The sequence below is a fragment of the Sinorhizobium sp. 6-70 genome, assembly GCF_030124375.1.
Taxonomy (GTDB): domain Bacteria; phylum Pseudomonadota; class Alphaproteobacteria; order Rhizobiales; family Rhizobiaceae; genus Sinorhizobium.
In genome coordinates this window covers 153,375-174,084 of sequence record NZ_JASKLS010000010.1, presented here as the reverse complement: position 1 = coordinate 174,084, position 20,710 = coordinate 153,375, and the positions used below count along the sequence as shown (strand labels likewise).

Genomic DNA, 20,710 nt, shown 5'->3' with positions numbered 1-20,710 from the left:
GGGGTTTGCCAATGCCGAATTTCATCGACCGCCGCCTTAATCCAAAGGACAAGAGCCTTGGCAACAGGCGGCGTTTCCTGAAACGGGCGCGGGAAGAGCTGAAACGGACGATCAAGGAACAGATCAAAGCAGGCAAGATCGCGGACGTGGATGCGGAGCACCGCGTGCCCATGCCCGAACGCGGCGTCGGTGAACCATCCTTCCAGCCTTCCCCGAGCTCCGGGGAGAGACAGTATGTCCTGCCCGGCAATCAAGAGTTCACGCCAGGCGATCGCCTCCCGAAACCAAGCGCGCGTGGCGGCGGCTCAGGCAAGGGCGCGGGAACCGGCGAGAGCGAAGACGACTTCCAGTTCGTGCTGTCGCGCGACGAAGTCCTCGATCTCTTTTTCGAAGATCTCGAGTTACCCGACATGGTGAAGCTCAATCTCAAGGAGTCCGTCGCGTTCAAGCCGCGTCGGGCCGGTTTTGCGACGTCGGGATCGCCCACGAACATCAATGTGGGGCGCACGATGCGCAACAGCTATGGCCGCCGTATCGCGCTCAGGCGGCCCAGCCGTGCGGACGTGGCCGCAGTCGCCGACGAAATTGCCAAGCTGGAGGCGGAATCGAACGCCAGTGGTGCCCACCAAAAGCGCATCGAGGCGTTGCGCGAGGAACTGGACAAGCTGGAGCGGCGCCGCCGCCGCATTGCTTATGTCGACCCGGTCGACATCCGCTTCAATCGTTTCGAGCCCCAGCCGCTGCCGAATGCAAGCGCGGTGATGTTCTGCCTGATGGATGTCTCCGCGTCGATGGGCGAGCGCGAGAAGGATCTGGCCAAGCGCTTCTTCGTCCTGCTGCATCTCTTCCTCAAGCGGCGCTACAAGCGAATCGACATCGTCTTCATTCGCCACACGGATGAGGCAGGTGAGGTCGACGAAAACACATTTTTCTACAGCAAGCAGAGCGGCGGCACTGTTGTCTCCACGGCCATCGAGGAGATGCTCCGCATCATTGAGGAACGTTATCCGGCGCGTGAATGGAACATTTACGCTGCCCAGGCCTCCGACGGGGAGAACAGCGCCGGGGATTCGGACCTTTGCGTTTCGCTTCTCCACCGGCAGGTGATGCGCCTTTGCCAATATTATGCCTATGTCGAAATCATAGATGAGCGCGAGACGGAGATTTTCGGTACGACCGACAACGGCACGTCCCTCTGGCGCGCCTATCGCACGGTCGACAGCGAATGGTCGAATTTCCAGATGACGCGGATTGCGAGGCCGTCGGACATCTATCCGGTTTTCCGGAAGCTCTTCGCCAGGCAGCCAACCATGCAACTGCGCACTGAAAGGCGATAGGAATGCCCAAAGGCGCAGCCTCAAACCTTCTGTTTCACGATTCCGATTGGAATTTCGAGACGTTGTCGCGCACCTATGATGCGATCGAAACGATCGCACTGGATGAATTGCAGCTCGACGTCTATCCGAATCAACTCGAGATCATCTCTTCCGAGCAGATGCTCGACGCCTATTCTTCGGTAGGGATGCCGCTGATGTACCAGCACTGGTCCTTCGGCAAGCGCTTCGTTTTCGAGGAACATCTTTATCGCAAGGGCCGCCGAGGGCTTGCCTATGAACTGGTCATCAACTCCAACCCCTGCATCACCTATCTGATGGAGGAGAACACCATGGCCATGCAGGCCCTGGTGACGGCGCACGCGGCCTTCGGCCACAACCACTTCTTCAAGAACAACTATCTGTTCCAGCAGTGGACCGACGCCAGCGCGATCCTGAGCTACATGGAGTTTGCCAAGAAATATATCGCCAAATGCGAGGAGCGGTACGGAACGTCCGAGGTGGAGGTCATTCTCGATTCCGCCCACGCACTCATGGATCAGGGCGTCTTCCGATATCGTCGTCCACCGCGGCTTTCGTCCGAGAAGGAGCGGGAGCGCGCCCGCGAGCGGCTCGAATACGAAGAGCAGACCTACAGCGATTTATGGAGAACGCTGCCGCCCTCACCGGACGGGCACAACTCCAAGGAGGCCGAGCGCGACGCTTCGGAGCGGAAGAAGGCGCTCAACCTGCCCGAAGAAAATCTGCTCTATTTTCTTGAAAAAACCAGCCTGATCCTGGAGCCCTGGCAGCGGGAACTCCTACGTATCGTGCGCGTCATCGCCCAGTACTTCTATCCGCAGCGGCAGACCAAGGTGATGAACGAGGGATGTGCGACCTTCGTGCACTACACGATCATGAACAGGCTTTTCGACCAGGGCAGGATCAGCGAAGGCTCCATGCTGGAGATGCTCCACAGCCACTCCAACGTGGTCTTTCAGCCATCCTTCGACGACCCGCGCTTTCCGGGCATCAATCCCTATGCGCTGGGATTTGCCATGATGCAGGACATCCAGCGCGTCTGCACGGATCCGACACCGGAAGATCGTGATTGGTTTCCCGAGATCGCCGGCAGCGGCAAATGGCGGGAGACGCTGATCGACGCCTGGGCGAACCACCGGGACGAGTCCTTCATCCTGCAATATCTGAGCCCTGCGTTGATCCGCAAATTCAGGCTGTTCCTGCTGACGGACGAGGCCGGCGACAACTACTGCGAGGTTGCCTCGATCCACAACGAGCGCGGCTATGAGACCATACGCACAGCGCTTGCGCGCAGCTACGATGTCGCAGCGAACCAGTCGGACATCCAAGTCGTGGATGTCGATCTCCTGGGCGACCGCCACCTACGGCTGCAGCACAACGTCAAGAACGGCATCCTCCTCGACGAAGCGAGCCGCGACGCCACGCTCCGTCACGTGCGCCATCTTTGGGGGTACGACGTTAGCCTTGCCGGCGTCGATGCGGAAACCGACGACGTGCTCTATGAGTGCTCGACGGCGCCGACTTCCGAATAGGTGATCATGCGTGTGGCATGTGATGGCGGCGGAGGCTTTATACCGGCGTCATGGTGGCCGGACGGACGGCCCGTTATTTCGCCGTGCCGTCAGGCGAGGTTTGCTGCGACGGTCCACCGGTTCCCGACGGGGCGGTAGGATTCATGTCGGTCGGGGAGGCTTGGCCGTCGACGGGTGCCGGTGTCTGGTTGCCGACACTGCCGGTCTGTTCGGACGATGGAGCAGGCTGAGTCTGCTCAGTTTGCGTCGCCCGATCGCTGTCATTGCTTTCACCCCAGAGTTCGACGGCGCCCCAGGCAAGCAGGACGAGAAAGAGTCCGCCTGTGAGCACCGCCAGAACACGGAGGCCGAGGCCGCCCGGTCTGGTTTCCCGGGCCGAGAATTCTTCCCTGTCCGCATCATGCGTCTTCGAGACCGGATCGCCGCGTTCATCGAGATACTTGGCCATCAGATAATCTCCATTGATCTCTACCAATGGAGAACGAGGCGGCGATCACAATGTTCCGGGTCGCGACGACGTCGTGACAGCTTCGCCTTACAGCGCCGCGCGTCTATCAGATGTGCAAAGGGCGCTGTCGCACTTTGAAACGCTGCATGTTTCCCTAAATCGGGTACGATTTGGGGAAACATGCAGTAGAACGGCGGGCGTCAGGGCGCCCAGCTGTCCTGGACGCTGCGGCGGACGAGCTTGTAGGAATGGTCCGGCTGGACCTCGTAAGTTTCGAAAACCATGGTCCCTTGATGCAGGAAACGATGCTGGATCATCGTGCCGGGCGCCGCTTGTGTTCTGCGCTCGGCCGCCTTCTCGCCGTAGGTGAAGCTGCCGGGGAGGGGCTCCAGATCAGGCGACACGGCCGTGCATCCGGCCAGGAGCAATGCAAGCACGGGTATCAGGTTTAAGGCTTTCATTTTGTATCCTTTGATGAATCCTATTGTCGTCGATCCCAGCTAGACTACACGCCGCGCGTCTCAAGGGACGCTGCAGCAGGTCACCGCTCACCTCTGGTCAATTTTTCGAACCGCTTGACGGCGCGTTCGCGTTTTAGCCGGGAAAGGCGTTGCGTCCAGAAAATACCGGAGAGTTGGTCGATCTCGTGCTGCAGGCAGATCGCCATCAGTCCTTCTGCATCTTCTTCCAGCGTTTCGCCTGATAGCGACTGATAGCGCACGCGCACCGCGGCCGGTCGCTCGACTTCCTCTGAAATGCCGGGCATCGAGACGCTGCCTTCCGCATGCCGCATCAGGTCATGGGATTGCCAGATAATCTCCGGATTGGCAAAGACCCGCGAAGCGCTGGCCCGATCCAGTTCGATCACCGTCAGCCGTCGCAGCACACCTACATGATTTGCCGTAATGCCGATTCCCGGGGCGGCGTGCATCGTCTCAAGAAGGTCGCTTGCCAGTTGCCGAAGATCGTCGTCGAAATGTTCGATCGTTTCGGCCGCGGTGGTGAGCGCCGCGTGCGGAAAGCGTACGATGGGGAGAATAGCCATCCCTGGCCCCTTGTCTTGGCAGGCATCCGTTTCGGCGCCTTGATCTACGGCTTTCATATGCGTTTGCAACAGCTTGCGCAAAACTTTCGCCGGTCCTCTATTCGCACCCTCTGGCCTGTGGACCTCGCGGAAGCTTTGCGCTACTGCATGACTTCCGGGGTCGGATTCGATCCGAGGATAAAATCACGCAGCAATTCAAAGTGTTACAGCGACTTTGCGGGGAGGAAAGCAGGGGCGCTGTGGCAAGGCAGAACGCCGTTGCCTCTCGTGGGTGCGGCAGTCGTTTGGAATGCACGCTCGCCTTTCGGGATCTTTGACCCAATTGATTCGGGCGGCTTTGTTTTTCGAGGGCGGCTCCATGAGCAATATCGGCGACGACGACCGTTCGGAAGAAACCACCGCTTATGACGGCTCGGATATCTATGCCGACGACGGCTCTGTGCGCTCCGACTTCCTCATGCATGTTGGCGCGGCGATTGCCGACCGCGACACGATCTATCTGCGCCAGCACGTCGCCGGCCTTCATGCTTCCGAACTTGGCGATCTTCTGGAAGCTATCCAGCCGGAACAACGGCTGGCGCTCGTATCGCTGCTCGGCAAGGAGTTCGACCTCGCGGCGCTGACCGAGGTCGACGAGGCCATTCGTCTCGACATCGTCGAACACCTGCCCAACGAGCAGATCGCCGAGGCAATCGGAGAGATGGACTCCGACGATGCGGTCTACATTCTGGAGGACCTGGATCAGGAGGACCAGGAAGAGATCCTCGCCAAGCTGCCGTTCACCGAGCGCGTTCGGCTGCGTCGCTCGCTCGACTATCCGGAAAGCACCGCCGGCCGGCGCATGCAGACGGAATTCGTCGCTGTGCCGCCGTTCTGGACCGTGGGTCAGACGATCGACTATATGCGCGAGGACGAAGACCTTCCCGACAGTTTCACGCAGATCTTCGTCATCGATCCGACGTTCAAGCTTCTCGGAACCGTCGATCTCGACCGTGTGCTACGCACCAAGCGGTCGATCAAGGTCGATGCCATCATGCGCGACACCAGTCACGCCATTCCAGCCGAGATGGATCAGGAAGAGGCGGCTCAACTGTTCGAACAGTACGACCTCCTGTCGGCCGCCGTCGTCGACGACAACGATCGGCTAGTGGGCGTGCTGACCATCGACGACGTGGTCGACGTGATCCAGGAGGAGGCGGAGGAGGACCTGCTGCGCCTGAGCGGTGTGGGCGACGAGGAACTGTCGGACTCCGTTGCCGAGGCCTCGCGCTCGCGGGTGCCGTGGCTCTTCGTCAATTCGATGACGGCCTGCATATCCGCCTCGGTGATCGGCCTTTTCGACGCAACCATCCAGCAGATTGTGGCTTTGGCCATCCTGATGCCGATTGTGGCCGGCATGGGCGGCAACGCGGGTTCGCAGACCATGACCGTGACCGTCCGTGCGCTTGCGACCCGCGGCCTCGACATTCACAATGCGCCGCGGATCATCCGCCGTGAAGCCGGCGTGGGGCTCTTGAACGGCATGATTTTCGGGACGTTCATCGGTATGATTGCCGGCCTGTGGTTCCAGGATCCGAATATCGGCGGCATTATCGCCACGGCAATGCTGATCAACATGATGGCGGCAGCGCTCGCCGGCATCATGATTCCGCTTCTCCTGGAAAAATCCGGTGCCGACCCGGCCGTTTCGTCGGCGGTCTTCGTCACCGCGGTCACCGACGTAACCGGTTTCTTCAGCTTTCTCGGCATTGCCACCTGGTGGTTCCACATCACGTGACCGCCGGTGCGTTGTTTGACTTTTACGTCAAAGTCAACGATAGTGACGCCTCGGAATTTGATGGGACGGCGGCGTGAACAAATACTATAGCATCACTGAGCTAACGCGGGAATTCGGTATCTCCACCCGAACGTTGCGCTTCTACGAGGATGAAGGCCTCATTCATCCGGAGCGCCGCGGCCGCACGCGACTGTTTCGGCCGGCGGACCGTCATCTCATCAAGGAAATCCTGCGCGGCCGCCGCATCGGCTTCACCATCGCCGAAATTCGCGAGATCATTCAGGTCTACAAGGATCCGCCGGGCGAGATGGGCCAACTCCAGCTTCTGATGACGCGCGTCGAGGAAAAGCGCGAGGAGTTGCGGCAGAAACGCAAGGATATCGATGATACGCTCGCCGAGCTCGACAATGTCGAGGAGGCCTGCCTGACGCGTCTCGCGGAGATCGGCGTCGGCACCTAGAGCAATTCCAGGAAAAGTGTGTAACGGTTTTCCGTCCGGAATTGCGTAGTTTCATCTAATGCATGTCGCCCAAAAGTGTGCAGCAGTTTGGGACAACGACATGCATAAAAACAATGACCTAAAGCGCGTCGCACGCACTCGATTGAATGCGACGCACTTTAAGGCGGGCATGAAAGGGTTTGTTCAAAGGTGGCCGGGCGCCGCCTTTTTGCGTTCGGCTCAGATCCACCGAGCGGTACGACGGCAATAGCGTTCGAATTCGAAACCGAAGCGCGACAGCAGATGTCTCTCTTCATTGCGGACGACAAAGACGGTCGTCAGCGCGACAGCCGCTATCGCCGCGATAAAAAGCCATGGGTTGGCCGTTATCAACCCAATGCCGATCAGCAGCAGCGTGTAACCGAGATAAATCGGATTGCGGGTGAAGCGAAAAGGGCCGCAGGTGACGAGGCAGGTGGCGCACCGGGTCGGCAGGATCGCGGTGTGGCGGTCCAGAAGCGTCTTGACGGCCCACAGGTTGATCGAGATCGCCGCAAAGATCAGTGCGCATCCGGTGAGCCATGCAAACCAGCCGTTTCCGTTCGCTACGGTAATCGGGAAGAAACGGTTGAAAACCAGCGCAGTCAGAGCGGCCGCGCCATAAACCACGGCGGGCCAAGGGAAGTTCAGCGGCTTGGCACGATAGGCATTCATGTCCTAGTCCCCTGATTGCACGTCCATTGTGCATTGACGGGCGATTCGCGCAATGCGTTCATCCGTGTTTACGTCGATCTTGCCCATGTTTAAGTCCTCGAACAGGCTTTGTTCTTTCAGCCGGTCGAGTGTGCAGCCGCAGAAGGCTTCGCACGGCGCGGCGGGGTCTGCGCGGTTGCAAGCCGCCACACAGTTTGCGCGGTAGGCTTGTTCCGGGTCGGGTGCTGCGGCGGGTGCGATCTGGGCGACGAGATAGACGAGGCCGATGAGCAGCGGTTGGTGGACGAGGTATATGGCCAGACTGTGACGGCCGCCGAAGGCGAGCGGCTTGATCCACAGGTTGCTCGGGCTTCCCCACCGTTTCGTGGACGTCCCCCGGCTGACGAGCAATGGGTGCAGCAGCTTGGCCGTGCCGATGCCGACCAGGAAGGGGGCAAGCCAGGGAAGGAGAGGCACGTAGTCGTTCGAACGTGGAATTGTCTCGGAGAGCCCAACCCACCATAGCAGCGGCACATCGAAGATGGCCGAGCGCAGGTAGAGCGGCGCAGCGAAGGCCGCCGCGGCGGCAACAAAGGAGACGATCGCGGGAAGTGGCAGGAATAGCAGGCCGACAAGGCTTGCCGCGGCGATCGAATGAAGGATGCCGAAGAAGATGAAAGAATCCGGGAAGGCGAACCACGTCGCGACGCTGATCAGCAGCGCCGCGCCGGCGATCTTCACGAAGCGGCGCCCAAAGGCACGCGGACGAAAATTTGGACGCTGGCCAAGCACCAGGCTGTAGCCCGCCAGAAACAGGAAACTGCTCGCGATGAGGCGGGCGAAAAGCCGCCAGCCGCCCGTGGCCGCCGTCCCCGCCGCCACATAACCGAAGAATTCGAGATCCCAGACGAAATGATAGATCGCCATGGCGACCAGCGCCGAGCCGCGGAGCCCGTCCAGAAGGGCGATCCGATGGCGCTTTCCTATCTCTGGCGATGCGCGTCGAGTCTCGCTAACCGTTGTTGCTGTGTTTTCCGACATCGGCTCTTGCCATCCTGTTTTCGCGATAAGTTCGCATGTCTGGCTTGCGCCGGCCACGCGTGGATGTTCTTCGAATGAGGAGCAGCGCGTATCTCTTTGGCGCAGATCTTAGAGCGCCGTGCGTTCAAATAAACCCACAAAGGACGCTCTAGCACTTTGATTCTAGAGCATCTTATCCGCTTTCAACGATTCCATTTGAAAGAGATAAGATGCTCTACTGCTTGCGGGCCTCGGATGCATCCTCGACGAGAGCCTCTCTCGCCTCGGAGAAGAACTGCCGGCGGACCAGCACGAAGATGACGAAGCCGGTAAGAACGATGAAAACGTAAGGGCTGATGAACCAGCCGAGATAACCGATCGATAGGAAGATCGCCCTCAGTCCGGCATTGAAATGCTTCGCCGCCAGGATGTTCATGCGGATTGCACGCTCGGCGGCCTGCTCGGCCGCTTGCCGGTCGCGCGTCATGTCCGCCGTCATCGGAATGCCGCCCATCAGGATGGAGCAATAGTTGAACAGGCGATAGGACCAGCCGAATTTGAAGAAGGAGTAGCCGAAGAGGCAGGTCAGGCCGCCGACCTTCAGCTCGAAACCTGTCCGTCCGCCCCGGAAAACCTGCGGAAGGTCGTTGAAGATCATCTGCACCTGGTCGGTCGCTCCGAGCAGCGCGAAGCAGCCGCCGAGCGCGAAGATGGTGGTCGAGGCAAAAAAGGCGGTACCCGCCTGCAATCCGGCGATGATCTGCGTGTCGATCATCTTCAGGTCGCGGTTGAGCGAGTTGCGAATCCATCGTCGGCGGTTTTCGTTCATCAGCCGGGTCAGGCTGACACGCTTGAATTTGCGCCGGCCGTCGGTTGCCCAGTTGAAGCCGCCCCATAACAGGACGAAGATGCCGAGCGCGATGTAATCTTCGAAGGTCATGCACGTTTTTTGGCATGGCTGTTTGAAAATGCAAGATCGGCGGAAGCCGGCTGTCGTCTTGACACGATTTTGCCATATTTCGACGTTGCGGCTCTACACATTCTTCAGTAAGCATGGCGCATGCGCGGGCAGCGAGCACCCGCCGACCTGTGGGCATTCGGAGACATCATGGACAATACAATACAGAAGTCGTGCTGGGGCGTGACTGTGCGCGCTGTGGCTGGCTTCGCCGGCGTTCTCGTCCTGGCCTATCTTTTCGGCGGCCTTTGAGATCGAGCATTCCGTCAGGGCGACGCGGTTTCCCAGAGACCGCGCCGTTTTGATTCGACGGAGACCTTTCTGACAACCCGCTTTCGCGTCATGTCGCACCAACAAGATCCGATGTCGGTTGATCGCCTGATCGATGGGGATGGGATGGCTTAGTGTTTGATCCTATATCTATAGATCAGCCGACACCGTGGCGCTCAAAGAGGAGCCAAGTGGGCGTCGGCATTGCAATCATCGGCTGACGCTTCGGGTGGCGTACCTGACGGCGTTTCCGTGCTCCGGGGCAGGCAGTTTATGTTTCTTTCCGTCTTCGACGTATTCAAGATCGGTATCGGTCCTTCGAGTTCGCACACGATGGGACCGATGTCGGCGGCAAACAGGTTTCTCGACCTGATCCTTTCCGACGACTGGCCGCGACCGACACATGCGAGCGTCGCCGCCATCAAGGTCAGTCTGCACGGTTCGCTTGCCCATACGGGCATCGGCCATGGCACTGGCCGCGCTGTTATCCTTGGGCTGATGGGCGAGCGTCCGGATCTCGTCGATCCCGACAGCATGGACGCGATCATCTACGATGTGGAACGCTCTGGCCGCATCACGCCCGCCGGACATCCGCCCTACGCGTTCCAGCCGAAAACAGACCTCGTCTTCGACAAGAAGGTCCCTTTGCCCGGCCACGCCAACGGCATGTCCTTCTCGGCCTTTGATCGCGACGGACGGCTGCTTCTGAAGCGGATCTACTACTCGATCGGCGGCGGTTTCGTCGTGACCGACACGGAGCTCGAGGCGATGCGCGCCGCCAAGAACAAGCCGGCTGGGGTAAAGGTGCCTTATCCTTTCGCGACCGCGCAGCAGATGCTCGATATGGCCGCTCGTTCGGGGCTCACTATCGCCCAGATGAAGCGGGCAAATGAGGAATGCACGGTGTCGAGGGAGGAGCTCGACGCCGGCCTGGATCGCATCTGGGAAGCGATGAAGAGCTGTATCGACCGCGGTTTGAGCCAGGACGGCATCATGCCGGGCGGCCTGAAGGTTCGCCGCCGTGCGCGTGCGATTCATGACAAGCTTCAGGAGGAATGGCGATCCAACAAGACCAATCCGCTGCTCGCAAACGACTGGCTGAGCGTCTACGCGATGGCGGTCAACGAGGAGAATGCTGCCGGTGGTCGGGTTGTAACCTCGCCGACGAATGGCGCCGCCGGCGTCGTCCCGGCGACCATCCGCTACTATCTCCATTTCCATGATGACGCCGATCAGGAGGGCATCCGCGATTACCTGCTGACCGCCGCAGCCGTTGGCGGCATCATCAAGCACAATGCCTCGATCTCCGGCGCGGAGGTCGGCTGTCAAGGCGAAGTCGGCTCCGCTTCCGCGATGGCGGCCGCGGGCCTTGCCGCCGTGATGGGAGGCACACCGGAGCAGATCGAGAACGCCGCTGAGATAGCGCTCGAGCACCACCTCGGCATGACCTGTGATCCCGTTGCCGGCCTCGTGCAGGTGCCGTGCATCGAACGCAACGCCCTTGGTGCCGTCAAGGCGGTCACCGCGGCCTCGCTCGCCCTCAAGGGCGATGGCAAACACTTCGTGCCGCTCGACGCCTGCATCGAGACCATGCGGCAGACCGGCGTGGACATGAATGAGAAATACAAGGAAACCTCCACCGGTGGCCTCGCGGTGAATGTAGTGGAGTGCTGACGCTCTCGCGCCGCGGAGACGCGCGGCGCGACCCACGCGGTTTTCTGCCCCAATCCTGCCATAGGATCATGAGGTGGGGCGCTCCTGTGGAAGAACAGGTTCAACACGCTTGACCACGGCCGGCGGACGGGTGTTCAAGGTCTCTCATGGCGTTGCATCTCATAAAGCTCTGCGTTGGCGCAGAATCGGTCGAGGACTTGCGCGAATGGGTGTCGCGCAAGGCGCTGGCTGCGATCGCGGCCGGGCAGGAGCCTCACTCGTTTCATACGACGCGGATGGTTCCGAAACGTACTGAGGAACTCCTTGCCGGCGGCTCACTCTATTGGGTGATCAAGGGGCATGTGCAAGCGCGGCAGCCATTGATTGGCATCGAGACCTTCACCGACGGCGAGGGCATCGGCCGCTGCAATCTCATCCTTGGACCGGAAGTGGTTGAAACCGAACTCCAGCCGCGCCGCGCTTTCCAGGGATGGCGCTACCTGCAGGACAAGGAGGCGCCGCGCGACCTGGCTTCGCTTTCCTCCGGGGAGGCGGACATGCCGCTGGAACTGAGACGCGAACTGGCCGAGCTTGGCCTTCTCTAGGTATCGGCGAGCAAACAGCCCTCACTTTCGGAAATCAGTGGATGCGCAGTCGGAGCGGATGGCGACGGCCGGCGGCAGTCACATGCAGGTGGATGCCGGCGCGCGGCTGGGTCGAGCGCCATGCACGCGCACCATGCGTTAAAAGCATGCCGACGAGATCTCGCGTCTTCGCTTTCGAGCGGTTCAAGCCGATGTCGGCGATGCGCATTGCGGCCTCATGCAGGGGGTGCAGACCAATGCGCGAAGATCTCGTTTTCTTTCCCGGCATCACGGTAACACCGGGAACATTCTCGTTCACTGCCATGACCAACCTCGTTACGCTGTACAAATCCGAGGAAGACGGCCAGGCGAAACGCACCCGCCCGTCAGAAAGTCTTGTTCGTTACTGCTGGCTCGCCCAGCAAGCGAAACCCTTCTTCTTCAAAACCTTGCATGCATTGACGGCCTTGTCCTGGTCGTCGAAGCCGCCGAACCGTGCCCGGTAGACCTGGCCACCGCCGTTCGAGAAGGCGACGGTAAACGGTGTCGCATTGCGCAACATCTTGCCGCCCTTCTCCTTGGCATTGCCGAGAAGCGTCATTGCCTGCGCCTTGTCGGGGGTAGCGCCGATCTGGATAACCCAACCCTGCGGCTGCGCCTCTGCTTCCAGCTGGGTCTCAGCCTTGGCGGCAACAGAGTTGGTGATCTGTGTGTCGACATCCGCAGCGGCCGGCTGCGCGGAGAGCTTGGCGCTTTGGGCTTCGAGCGTGTTCGGCGCGATCTTGCCCGTAAGCACCGGGTTGTCGGACGCCGGCTGCGTTGCCGCGTAAGCCATTTCCATACGGCTTGAGCTTTCGCCACTGTAGCGGAAATCCGGAACCGGGCCGGTGTTGGGCAGGTCCATGGCAGCCGAGGCGACCGCGACGGGCGCTGCTGCAGGCTTCACTTCGGCCTGCGCCACCGCGGCGACAGGCGGTTCGGCGGTCGGCGCTTCCGCGATGAGGTTGCCCCCGCCGCGGCGCGAGGCGGCCGGCATGTATTTGGCGACGAGCTTGCGCATTTGGGCATCGCGGGAACCACCGGACGTTCCGCCCAGCACGACGGCGACAATGCTACGCCCGTCAAGCTGTGCCGAGGTCACCAGGTTGAAACCGGATGCGCGGGTATAGCCGGTCTTGATGCCGTCGACGCCGCGGACACTGCCAACAAGCCGGTTATGGTTGCCGATCGTCTGCTTGCCGAAACGGAAACTCCGCGTAGAGAAATAGTCATAATATTGGGGAAAGTGCTGCCGCAGCGCGATGCCGAGCCGCGCCTGGTCACGAGCCGTCGTCTTCTGATCCGGGTTCGGTAGGCCGTTGGCATTGCGGTAGGTCGTGTGCGTCATGCCGAGCGCGCGGGCCTTGTTGGTCATCATCCGGGCAAAACGCTGCTCGGAACCGCCAAGGAGCTCACCCAGTGCCGTGGCAGCGTCGTTGGCGGAGCGCGTCACGAGCGAGAGGATCGCCTGCTCGACCGTGATCGACTGGCCGGCTCGCACACCCAATTTGGATGGAGGTTCTGCCGCGGCGTTCTTGGAGAATGGGACTGGCGTGGACCTGCTGATCCGTCCGGCTTCGAGCGCCTCGAACGTCAGATACAGCGTCATCATCTTGGTGAGAGAGGCCGGATAGCGCAGCTGGTCCGCATCCTCGCCGTAAAGCACCTTGCCGGTCTTGGCATCGACGACGATGCCGGCGTATTTCGGATTGGCCATTGCCGGCGCGGAGAGGGCCAATACGGCAATGGCGCCGGCGAGGACAATCCGTCCTGCGATTTTTGAAAAGGCGCCAAGCGGGCGTTTCGCGATATCAAAAAAAACGGATTGAGACACTACGCTGCTCTTTATTCTCATGTCATGGATGCCGTCCGGACGCGTCGCCGGGAACGATCGTTCCTGCGACAGTATCGAGATAGCGTTACCAATCGGTTTATGATGAATGATTGGTTTCCTGGGGTGGGCCGTTTTGTTCAGGAACGACACCGTCGACCCAACCGGGTCGGCGTTTCGCCTGCACCATGACTCTTGGACAAAATCAGGGCGCCAGCCGGCTGCGAACGAAGGTTTCCACGGAATTGTCGATCATCCGCCATTGCGGCAGCAGCTTGCTCGAAAAACGGTAGAGCACGGTGAGATCCTTGCCGACATGAACGTCGCGCTGGCAGTCGGCGCTCGTCGCTGCCTCCGCGTCTGCGGGCAGGGTGCAGCGCAGGACGTAAGGCGATTGCCCGGCACGGTCCGCGGTGAAGAAAACTTCACCAGCGTAGCTTGTATTCGACTTGGCGTCGTGCCGGACCAAGCCTGCGGGACCGGGCTGGACCTCTTCGCTGAAGATGTGGCGATAGATAGGCTCCAGCCGTCCCGACATGTCTTGCGACATCGTGCTCTGCGAGAGTTGCAGAAAGATCAGGTTTTCCGGCCGGTTGATGTCGTTGAACAGGTCCCGGTTGTTCTCGCCGTAGCCCTCGAGAGACGGCCAGGTCAGGTAAAGGTCGATGCGCTCGGCAATACTGGTCGCACGCTGGCTCTCGAAGCGGATGATGTTGGCCGGTAGCCGCAGGTGATCCTGCCCGATGAAGATGTCGTAGATCTCTTGACTGGAGGTGTGTCCGGCAAGCACGAGCTTTTCACCAAGCCGGTGTCCGGAAAACGAAACGATCGTAGTTAGTACCGCCAGCAGAACGACGACCGCGGTAATCTTGTAGACAAAATACGGCGAGAGGAGCGGCGAAAATTCCGGTTCGGGGCCACTGGTTGGCGCATTCATGCAGGATCGTCCGTCGCGGCTTGTTGTTGTGCGCCCAATCCGGCCTCAAGCGAGAGCAAGTGATCTGGCCGGAATGTCGCCTTCGACGGTCGATGAAGATGGTTAATTTTCGGTGAAATGCACCTCGGGCGGAGCCGGTCCTGCGGGTCTTGGGAAAGAAAAAGCCGGTTCCGGGGACAACGGAACCGGCAACTGCATGATTCCCTAAAACGGAATCGATCTAAGGACAAAATCATGCAGCACTTCAAAGTGCTACAGCGACCTTTGTGCATCCGATTGCACGCGCGGCGCTGGAGAGGCTTGGTCGACACGGGGAACGCGGATTTGACCGAAGCCCGATAACTGTCATCAGGGAGGGTGGCCCGATAGCGTGCCTCTATTGCGTCGTTACGCTGCCCACCGCCACGGCGCGGCCGTCCTGCAGTTTCATCCAGCGCCCGGCATTCTCGGAAGACTGCCGCTTCAGGAAGGTGTATTCGGTCTCCGACCAGCGAAGCACCTTGCTGCGCATGTTGTCGAGGATGAAGTCACCGCGGTCGGTGCGTACTGTCAGAACCGCGTGGCCGTCGCCATTCGGCTGCAACACGACGGTGATCAGCAGATCGGCGGGAGAAAAGCCGCTCTCGATCAGCTTGCGGCGTTTGAGGAGCACGTAGTCCTCGCAGTCACCGACGGTGTCCGGGTAAGACCATTCTTCTTCCACGCCGTGGATTTCCATATCCGTCATCGGGGTCACGGCCTCGTTGACCTCGTAATTGACCTCGAGAATTTTCTGCCAGCCCTCGCGGGTCAGCACCATCGGGCCGCCGTCTGTTCCATTGGCGGTGCATTCGGACGGATTGCGCTTGCAGAATTCATAGTGGCCGATCGGCGGATTGGTGGTGCCGCCCACCGCGATGTTCGCCGGCAGGGCGAGGGCAGCCTCGGTCAGGAAACCGACGAAAAGGGCCGCGACCGCAATCGTCTTGGTGATGGCTCTGTGCATTGTTGTCTCCCCGTTGTGGTTCGACAATGGCACAGAGTTTTTTATCCGCGGCGAAGAAGCGAGGTAAAAACAAGTACAAATAAGAATAGTATGCGCAGAAAATAAGAATAAAAAGCCAATCAAATAAGAATAAATATTGATTCAAATTTTAGCGAAAGTTCCCCCGCGCGGAGAGCCATAGGGAGCGGATTCAGATTGTTATCGTTCGGGAAAATAACGGTAATTCGAAGCGAAGAGCCGCTCTTGCTCGGAGTGGCTGACTGGGCGTTTTGCGGGATCTGAGGTCGCTGATAGAGGCTGTTAAGAACGGGATTTACGTCCATTCCACGCTAAAGGGGCAAGACGCGGGAAATTTTTCCGGAAAATATTTGAGAAATGCTCGACGGTCACGTCAGGATGGAGTCGTGCTCACGCCGGAAAACACGCATCGCGTTCAGCATGGCTCGCATAGGACGGTCGCGGGAACGATCGCCATCGCATGAAAACGCTATCGTCCGGCGGCGGCCATGGTGTGCACTTGGCCAAATCCGTGTGAAGCACGGGGCAATATCGGCGATATTCTCTGCTGCGGGGCAGCCGACGGGATTTGCCGCCGATGGCTCAAAGGAATTCGGCCAGTGCTTCGCGAGATTGGATGCCGGAGAATTCGACCGCCACGCCTTCCTGGAAGTGCCGGACGATCCTGCCTTTCATATTGCCGAGCTTGACCGGGGTCCCGATCGCGGGCCGGGTTTCGATGTCGATCGCGGCGCCGGAGAGGGAGAGGTCAATAATGCGGCAGGCGTATTTTTCGCCGGTGCCGAACGTGAGTTCCGTCAGCGCCCTGCGCGGTAGGAGGCGGTCATGGCGCCGATCCTCCGGCAGGCCGAGCTCGTGCTTGTTGGCGATCCATGTGAGCTGCGCCGCCAGCTTCTCGCGCTTCCGTTCCGTCGCGTTGAGCTGGATGACGAAGGCGTGGTCAGCGAGCCGCGACACGGTGCCTTCGAGGCGCCCGACATGCTCGATATAGGCGATGATCCGCTCGCCGGCGCGTGGGCGGGCGGGCGAGGAAAGGAGAACGTCGCCTGGCGACATGTCGACTGCGGTGCAATCAAATTCATCGCGATTGGCAAGCATCAGCCGTCCCGAAAGATTTACCGAAACGCGCTGAAAGGCACTTTCCTGGTGCGGCTTCGGGCCGGTGTTTTGTGCGTGCTGAAACGAGAACATGGTCACTCTGCAATCGAAGCATCCTTGCCTGTGAAATTATAGGCGGTCTCGGTTAATAGAAGGTTGGCCCCGCGGTTGGCTGCTTCTCGCGGCTCAGCGTTCCCGTCCGCCTTCGAAGATGCGCAGGTGCTGGACCTTGCGGCCGATTTCTTCACGTCGTCTTGTGGCATCCGCAGGATGGGACGCCTCAGCCATCTCGGAACGATCGCCGCACGAGCTGTCGAAAATTTGCAGACCTCGTGCGACAAGGCATTCAAGCGGCGTCATATGCAGCCATGAAGGGCGCGACAGCGGTGCCAGCGAACCGAGGATGCGGTCGCTGCCGCCCTCCGGCGATCCGATTGGCGTCAGCAGCAATTCGGTCTCCAGCCGCTCACCGCCTGCCGTCAGTCCGCAGGCCGAGAGGGCCGCGAGAGCGCGTTGCGTCATTACCTGATCGGCGATCCGCGCGGCTTCGCTCGCTTCGCTGGCGGTCCACAGCGCGCCAAATGGTTGGCCACGGAACTCTCGACCGAAAAGGGCGCAGACATGGGTGCCGGCGAGCCGGAAGCGAATGTCGCCGCTCGGCTGCCGTTCAAGGATGAACAGGCTTGGCAGCAGCGCACAAATTTCTTGAGGTTCGATCTCGTCGCGACGCGGCAGGTCCCGTTCACCGCGTAACGTGTTCCAATATCGGAACAACTCTATCGTTGTTTTGCTGCGCATGATGGCCCATTCATTCCGTCGATCCGGCTCCCACTGCTCCTAATTGGCACAGCGGGCGCGGCTCCTTCGATTTCAGAAATGGTGGAGCGATTTTCGTGCCACGCCGATATTAAGGTTAACGATCGGTTTCGATTGCACTCGGCGCCGCCCGCTGGCACTTAGATGTCATCACTTCACGAAGGTTTGCCTTCAGCACGCGATTGAAGCTCGGTATAAGGGCTTAGCGGCCGTTCAGTTTTTACTGGACGGTCTTTTTTTGTTTGCTTATGCCTTCGCGCTGTCCGGTGGCGATACTGCCATAGAACCTGATCGCGAACGCGCAAGCAGCGATGGAAGAGAGCAGGCATGGAACGAGATCAGGCAGCGACACCAGCGGAAACGGATGCCAAGAATGACACGGCCCGTGCCCGCGAACCCGCCTTCAATCTGCCGGCGGGACTAACCGGCATCCTCTTGTTTCTCATCGCTGTTCACGCGCTGAGAACCTATCTCCTGTCGCCGGCCGTAGATCAGGAACTGATCCTGAACTTCGCCTTCCTGCCCGTGCGCTACACGCTCCCGCTTTCAGAACAAGGGCTCGTCTGGCTTTGGACGCCGGTCACCTATTCGTTTCTGCACGGCAGTTGGGACCATCTCATCTTCAACATCTTCTGGATGGTTGCTTTCGGGGCGCCGGTCGTACGGCGCATCGGCATGGTGCGCCTGGCCTTGTTCTGGTGCCTTTCGGCCGCCGCTGCCGTCGCCTTGCACACGGTATTTCATTGGGGTGAAATTATCGTCGTGGTTGGCGCCTCCGGGGTTGTTTCCGGTTTTATGGGGGCGGCAGCGCGTTTCGTCTTCTCGCCGAGCGGTCGCATCAGCCGCCAGTTCGCGCATCTTAACCGGCGGCTTTCGCTAACCGAAACGCTTGCCAACCGCTCTGTGCTGGTCTTCACCGGCATCTGGTTCCTGACCAATTTTCTGGTCGGCCTCGGCATGTTTTCCGTTGGCGGCGCGGGAAGCGTCGCCTGGGAAGCGCATATCGGCGGTTTCCTCTTCGGCTTTCTCCTGTTCGGGTTCTTTGATCCGCGCGACTAAGACCATGGATTCCGCCCGCATGCGTGTCTGAGCCTGGTTCCTGCCCGTAACTTATGAAAAACAGTGACATTTATGATCCCGAATTGTTTCAAGGCGGATTCATAAATGTGATGCCTGACATATCCGGGCGGCCGAGCGACAAGGCTTGATTTCCCAAGATCGCTGGAGCACCATTCCCTACGGTCGCCTGCTGCATGTTTCCTTAAATCGCAACCGATTTAAGGATAAAAACATGCAGCAACTCAAAGTGCTACAGCGTCCTTCGCGCGTCTGATATGACACGCGGCGCCGTAGACGGCGAGCGTGCAAGGCTGGGTGTCGGCCTGGGTTTCGTGCAGGAGAGGCGCGAGGGCCAACGATCGACATCGGATATTGGGGCGGGTTCCTGCGGCAACCCTGCACAGATCTTTGATTGTGCAGAGGCTCGGGGTGTTAAAGCGACCATCAAGCATCCGAAGTGACGCGCGGCGCTGCAAGCACACGAGACGGCCAGAACCTCTTCCCACCGGCCCGGCGTGGTATAACGGGAGATGTGTGGATGTCAGTAAGAGCGATTCTCAACGAAAAAGGCCACAACGTCGTGACTGTCACCCCGGATGTGACAGTTCATCAGGCTGCGACCTTTCTGCATGACAATCGTATCGGGGCGGTCGTCGTTGTCGATCCGGACGATCAAATCGTTGGCATTCTGACGGAGCGTGATGTCGTAGCTTCGATCGCCAAATATGGCGCCACCTGTCTCGACAGTCCGGTTTCTTCCGTCATGTGGCAGAACGTCTATTGCTGCCGCGAGGAAATGTCCATTGCTACGCTGATGGAAATGATGAGCAAGCTGCGTGCACGCCACTTGCCGGTGGAAAGGGAAGGTCGTCTGGCTGGCATCGTTTCGATCGGTGACGTGGTTAAGCACCATATCCGCGCAATGGAGCACGAGACCGAACAGATCAAGGCCTATATCGCAGGTTGACGGGAAGGGCGGCGCGATGCCGCCCTCTCCACGCAACTGCGGCGCTGCGCGTACTATCAGACGTCAATCACTTGAGACGCTACGCGATCAAGATAGAAGGATCCGCCGGCGTGCCTATGCGTTTAGCGTATCAGCACTTCCTGCATGCGTCGGATCTCCGCTAGCTTCCCCTTCGCTTCGTGATAGCCACGGTCGATCGCCTCGCCGGCGCGATGAAATTCAGAAAGACCTATGTCGTTGAGCTTTGGGTGAAGGGCGAGATCTGGTGGATCGCCGGCGAGCCGGGCGCGCGAGATACGATCCTGAATGATGTTGAAGGCCTGTACCATGACGCTTGTCATGCCGAGACGCGCAGAATAGGGGCTGCCGTCCTTGATCGGCGCATCCACGGCCTCCATGCCGGCGCTGTGCTTGACGACGGCGGAGCGTCCGTAGAGATCGTAGTTGAGGTTGACCGCGACGACGAGTTGCTGCTCGTGAGCGCGACAAACGGAAACCGGAACCGGGTTGACCAAGGCACCGTCGACAAGCAGCCGGCCATTGGCGCTGATCGGCTCGAAAATGCCGGGGAGTGCATAGGACGCGCGGATGGCGGTTATAAGCGAACCCTTCTCGATCCAGACCTCATGGCCGCTGTGAACTTCGGTGGCGACAGCAATGAAGGGGCGATCGAGTTCCTCGATGCTGAGGCCCTTCAAGTGCTCCTGCATGCGTTTGGTCAGTCGCAGGCCGCCGAACAAACCGCCGCCGCCGATCGCAAAATCCAGCAGGCCGGCGATGCGCCGCACGGTGAGAGAACGGGCGAAGGCCTCCAACTCGTCCAGTTTGCCGGCGAGATAGCAGCCGCCCACAAGGGCCCCGATCGACGTGCCCGCGATCATGCCTACCTCGATACCTTCCTCATCGAGTGCCCGCAGCACACCGATATGCGCCCAGCCGCGCGCCGCGCCGCCGCCCAAGGCTATGGCGATTTTCGGTTTCGGGGATTGAGGAGCCGGCGCTGGAGGAGCAGTTGTGAGCGAAGAGCCATCCGGGTCGGATAGGTCGGGAATCTGGTTGCTACGCGTGAATGTCCAGTTCAACATCCGGCACCTCCAACATCGCCGAATAGACTACCAAGTGCGCGCGTCTGGTAGGAGGCCCCTGCCAAGCCGGCGATGGTGCCGTCTTGTTTGAATTCATTGCT

21 protein-coding genes are annotated in these 20,710 nt (G+C 60.0%); 8 read left to right on the top strand and 13 right to left on the bottom strand.

Annotated elements, in window-relative coordinates:
* The first annotated feature begins 11 nt into the window (after positions 1–11).
* A complete protein-coding gene (locus QN222_RS19945) occupies positions 12–1,337 on the top strand; it encodes a YeaH/YhbH family protein (RefSeq protein ID WP_283963928.1) in 1,326 nt (441 codons plus the stop codon).
* 2 nt (positions 1,338–1,339) lie between these two features.
* A complete protein-coding gene (locus QN222_RS19940; protein WP_283963927.1) occupies positions 1,340–2,887 on the top strand; it encodes a SpoVR family protein in 1,548 nt (515 codons plus the stop codon).
* Positions 2,888–2,960: 73 nt separating this feature from the next.
* On the opposite strand, the gene QN222_RS19935 is transcribed toward QN222_RS19940, so the two are convergent.
* The 3 genes from QN222_RS19935 to QN222_RS19925 all read right to left on the bottom strand — a co-directional run bounded on the left by QN222_RS19935 (position 2,961) and on the right by QN222_RS19925 (position 4,380).
* On the bottom strand, positions 2,961–3,335 hold the full coding sequence (locus QN222_RS19935) for a hypothetical protein (RefSeq protein WP_283963926.1): 375 nt from the start codon (positions 3,333–3,335) through the stop codon (positions 2,961–2,963).
* Positions 3,336–3,535: 200 nt separating this feature from the next.
* Positions 3,536–3,796: a hypothetical protein gene (locus tag QN222_RS19930; protein WP_283963925.1), complete on the bottom strand. Its 261-nt coding sequence runs from the start codon at positions 3,794–3,796 to the stop codon at positions 3,536–3,538.
* Positions 3,797–3,876: 80 nt separating this feature from the next.
* On the bottom strand, positions 3,877–4,380 hold the full coding sequence (locus tag QN222_RS19925) for a peptide deformylase (protein ID WP_283963933.1): 504 nt from the start codon (positions 4,378–4,380) through the stop codon (positions 3,877–3,879).
* Between the two features lie 358 nt (positions 4,381–4,738).
* Between QN222_RS19925 and mgtE the strand changes: the two genes are divergently transcribed.
* Positions 4,739–6,157, top strand: a complete 1,419-nt coding sequence (mgtE, locus tag QN222_RS19920) for a magnesium transporter (protein ID WP_283963924.1) — start codon at positions 4,739–4,741, stop codon at positions 6,155–6,157.
* A gap of 73 nt (positions 6,158–6,230) precedes the next feature.
* Complete coding sequence (locus tag QN222_RS19915) at positions 6,231–6,617, top strand: MerR family DNA-binding transcriptional regulator (protein ID WP_136504391.1); 387 nt, start codon at positions 6,231–6,233, stop codon at positions 6,615–6,617.
* Positions 6,618–6,836: 219 nt separating this feature from the next.
* On the opposite strand, the gene QN222_RS19910 is transcribed toward QN222_RS19915, so the two are convergent.
* The 3 genes from QN222_RS19910 to QN222_RS19900 form a co-directional block, all read right to left on the bottom strand.
* On the bottom strand, positions 6,837–7,310 hold the full coding sequence (locus QN222_RS19910) for an isoprenylcysteine carboxylmethyltransferase family protein (RefSeq protein WP_283963923.1): 474 nt from the start codon (positions 7,308–7,310) through the stop codon (positions 6,837–6,839).
* A 3-nt stretch (positions 7,311–7,313) separates the two neighbouring features.
* A complete protein-coding gene (locus tag QN222_RS19905; protein WP_283963922.1) occupies positions 7,314–8,330 on the bottom strand; it encodes a DUF1624 domain-containing protein in 1,017 nt (338 codons plus the stop codon).
* 214 nt (positions 8,331–8,544) lie between these two features.
* Complete coding sequence (locus tag QN222_RS19900; RefSeq protein ID WP_283963921.1) at positions 8,545–9,249, bottom strand: DUF599 domain-containing protein; 705 nt, start codon at positions 9,247–9,249, stop codon at positions 8,545–8,547.
* Between the two features lie 561 nt (positions 9,250–9,810).
* Between QN222_RS19900 and QN222_RS19895 the strand changes: the two genes are divergently transcribed.
* Both QN222_RS19895 and QN222_RS19890 read left to right on the top strand, forming a co-directional pair.
* Positions 9,811–11,211: an L-serine ammonia-lyase gene (locus QN222_RS19895; protein WP_283963920.1), complete on the top strand. Its 1,401-nt coding sequence runs from the start codon at positions 9,811–9,813 to the stop codon at positions 11,209–11,211.
* A gap of 146 nt (positions 11,212–11,357) precedes the next feature.
* Positions 11,358–11,795 (top strand): DUF1489 family protein, encoded by a 438-nt coding sequence (locus QN222_RS19890; protein ID WP_283963919.1) that lies wholly within the window; start codon positions 11,358–11,360, stop codon positions 11,793–11,795.
* Positions 11,796–11,829: 34 nt separating this feature from the next.
* Here the strand turns inward: QN222_RS19890 and QN222_RS19885 are convergent, their stop codons facing one another.
* From QN222_RS19885 to QN222_RS19860, 6 genes are all read right to left on the bottom strand, one after another.
* Entirely contained in the window at positions 11,830–12,099 is a 270-nt protein-coding gene (locus QN222_RS19885; RefSeq protein WP_283963918.1) for a hypothetical protein, read from the bottom strand.
* A 78-nt stretch (positions 12,100–12,177) separates the two neighbouring features.
* Entirely contained in the window at positions 12,178–13,668 is a 1,491-nt protein-coding gene (locus tag QN222_RS19880) for a D-alanyl-D-alanine carboxypeptidase (RefSeq protein WP_283963917.1), read from the bottom strand.
* A gap of 181 nt (positions 13,669–13,849) precedes the next feature.
* Positions 13,850–14,581: a hypothetical protein gene (locus tag QN222_RS19875; RefSeq protein ID WP_283963916.1), complete on the bottom strand. Its 732-nt coding sequence runs from the start codon at positions 14,579–14,581 to the stop codon at positions 13,850–13,852.
* Between the two features lie 376 nt (positions 14,582–14,957).
* Positions 14,958–15,566 carry a transglutaminase-like cysteine peptidase gene (locus tag QN222_RS19870; RefSeq protein ID WP_283963915.1) on the bottom strand — a complete coding sequence of 203 codons (609 nt, stop codon included), beginning with the start codon at positions 15,564–15,566 and terminating at the stop codon, positions 14,958–14,960.
* A gap of 600 nt (positions 15,567–16,166) precedes the next feature.
* Positions 16,167–16,775, bottom strand: coding sequence for a PilZ domain-containing protein (locus QN222_RS19865; RefSeq protein ID WP_283963914.1), 609 nt, complete (start codon positions 16,773–16,775; stop codon positions 16,167–16,169).
* A gap of 93 nt (positions 16,776–16,868) precedes the next feature.
* Complete coding sequence (locus QN222_RS19860) at positions 16,869–17,480, bottom strand: PAS domain-containing protein (RefSeq protein WP_283963913.1); 612 nt, start codon at positions 17,478–17,480, stop codon at positions 16,869–16,871.
* A 345-nt stretch (positions 17,481–17,825) separates the two neighbouring features.
* Between QN222_RS19860 and QN222_RS19855 the strand changes: the two genes are divergently transcribed.
* Both QN222_RS19855 and QN222_RS19850 read left to right on the top strand, forming a co-directional pair.
* A complete protein-coding gene (locus QN222_RS19855) occupies positions 17,826–18,557 on the top strand; it encodes a rhomboid family intramembrane serine protease (protein WP_283963912.1) in 732 nt (243 codons plus the stop codon).
* A 538-nt stretch (positions 18,558–19,095) separates the two neighbouring features.
* Positions 19,096–19,524 (top strand): CBS domain-containing protein, encoded by a 429-nt coding sequence (locus QN222_RS19850; protein ID WP_180940887.1) that lies wholly within the window; start codon positions 19,096–19,098, stop codon positions 19,522–19,524.
* A 122-nt stretch (positions 19,525–19,646) separates the two neighbouring features.
* Here QN222_RS19850 and QN222_RS19845 read toward each other — a convergent pair whose 3' ends face one another.
* A complete protein-coding gene (locus QN222_RS19845) occupies positions 19,647–20,609 on the bottom strand; it encodes a patatin-like phospholipase family protein (protein WP_283963911.1) in 963 nt (320 codons plus the stop codon).
* Between the last annotated feature and the right edge of the window lie 101 nt (positions 20,610–20,710).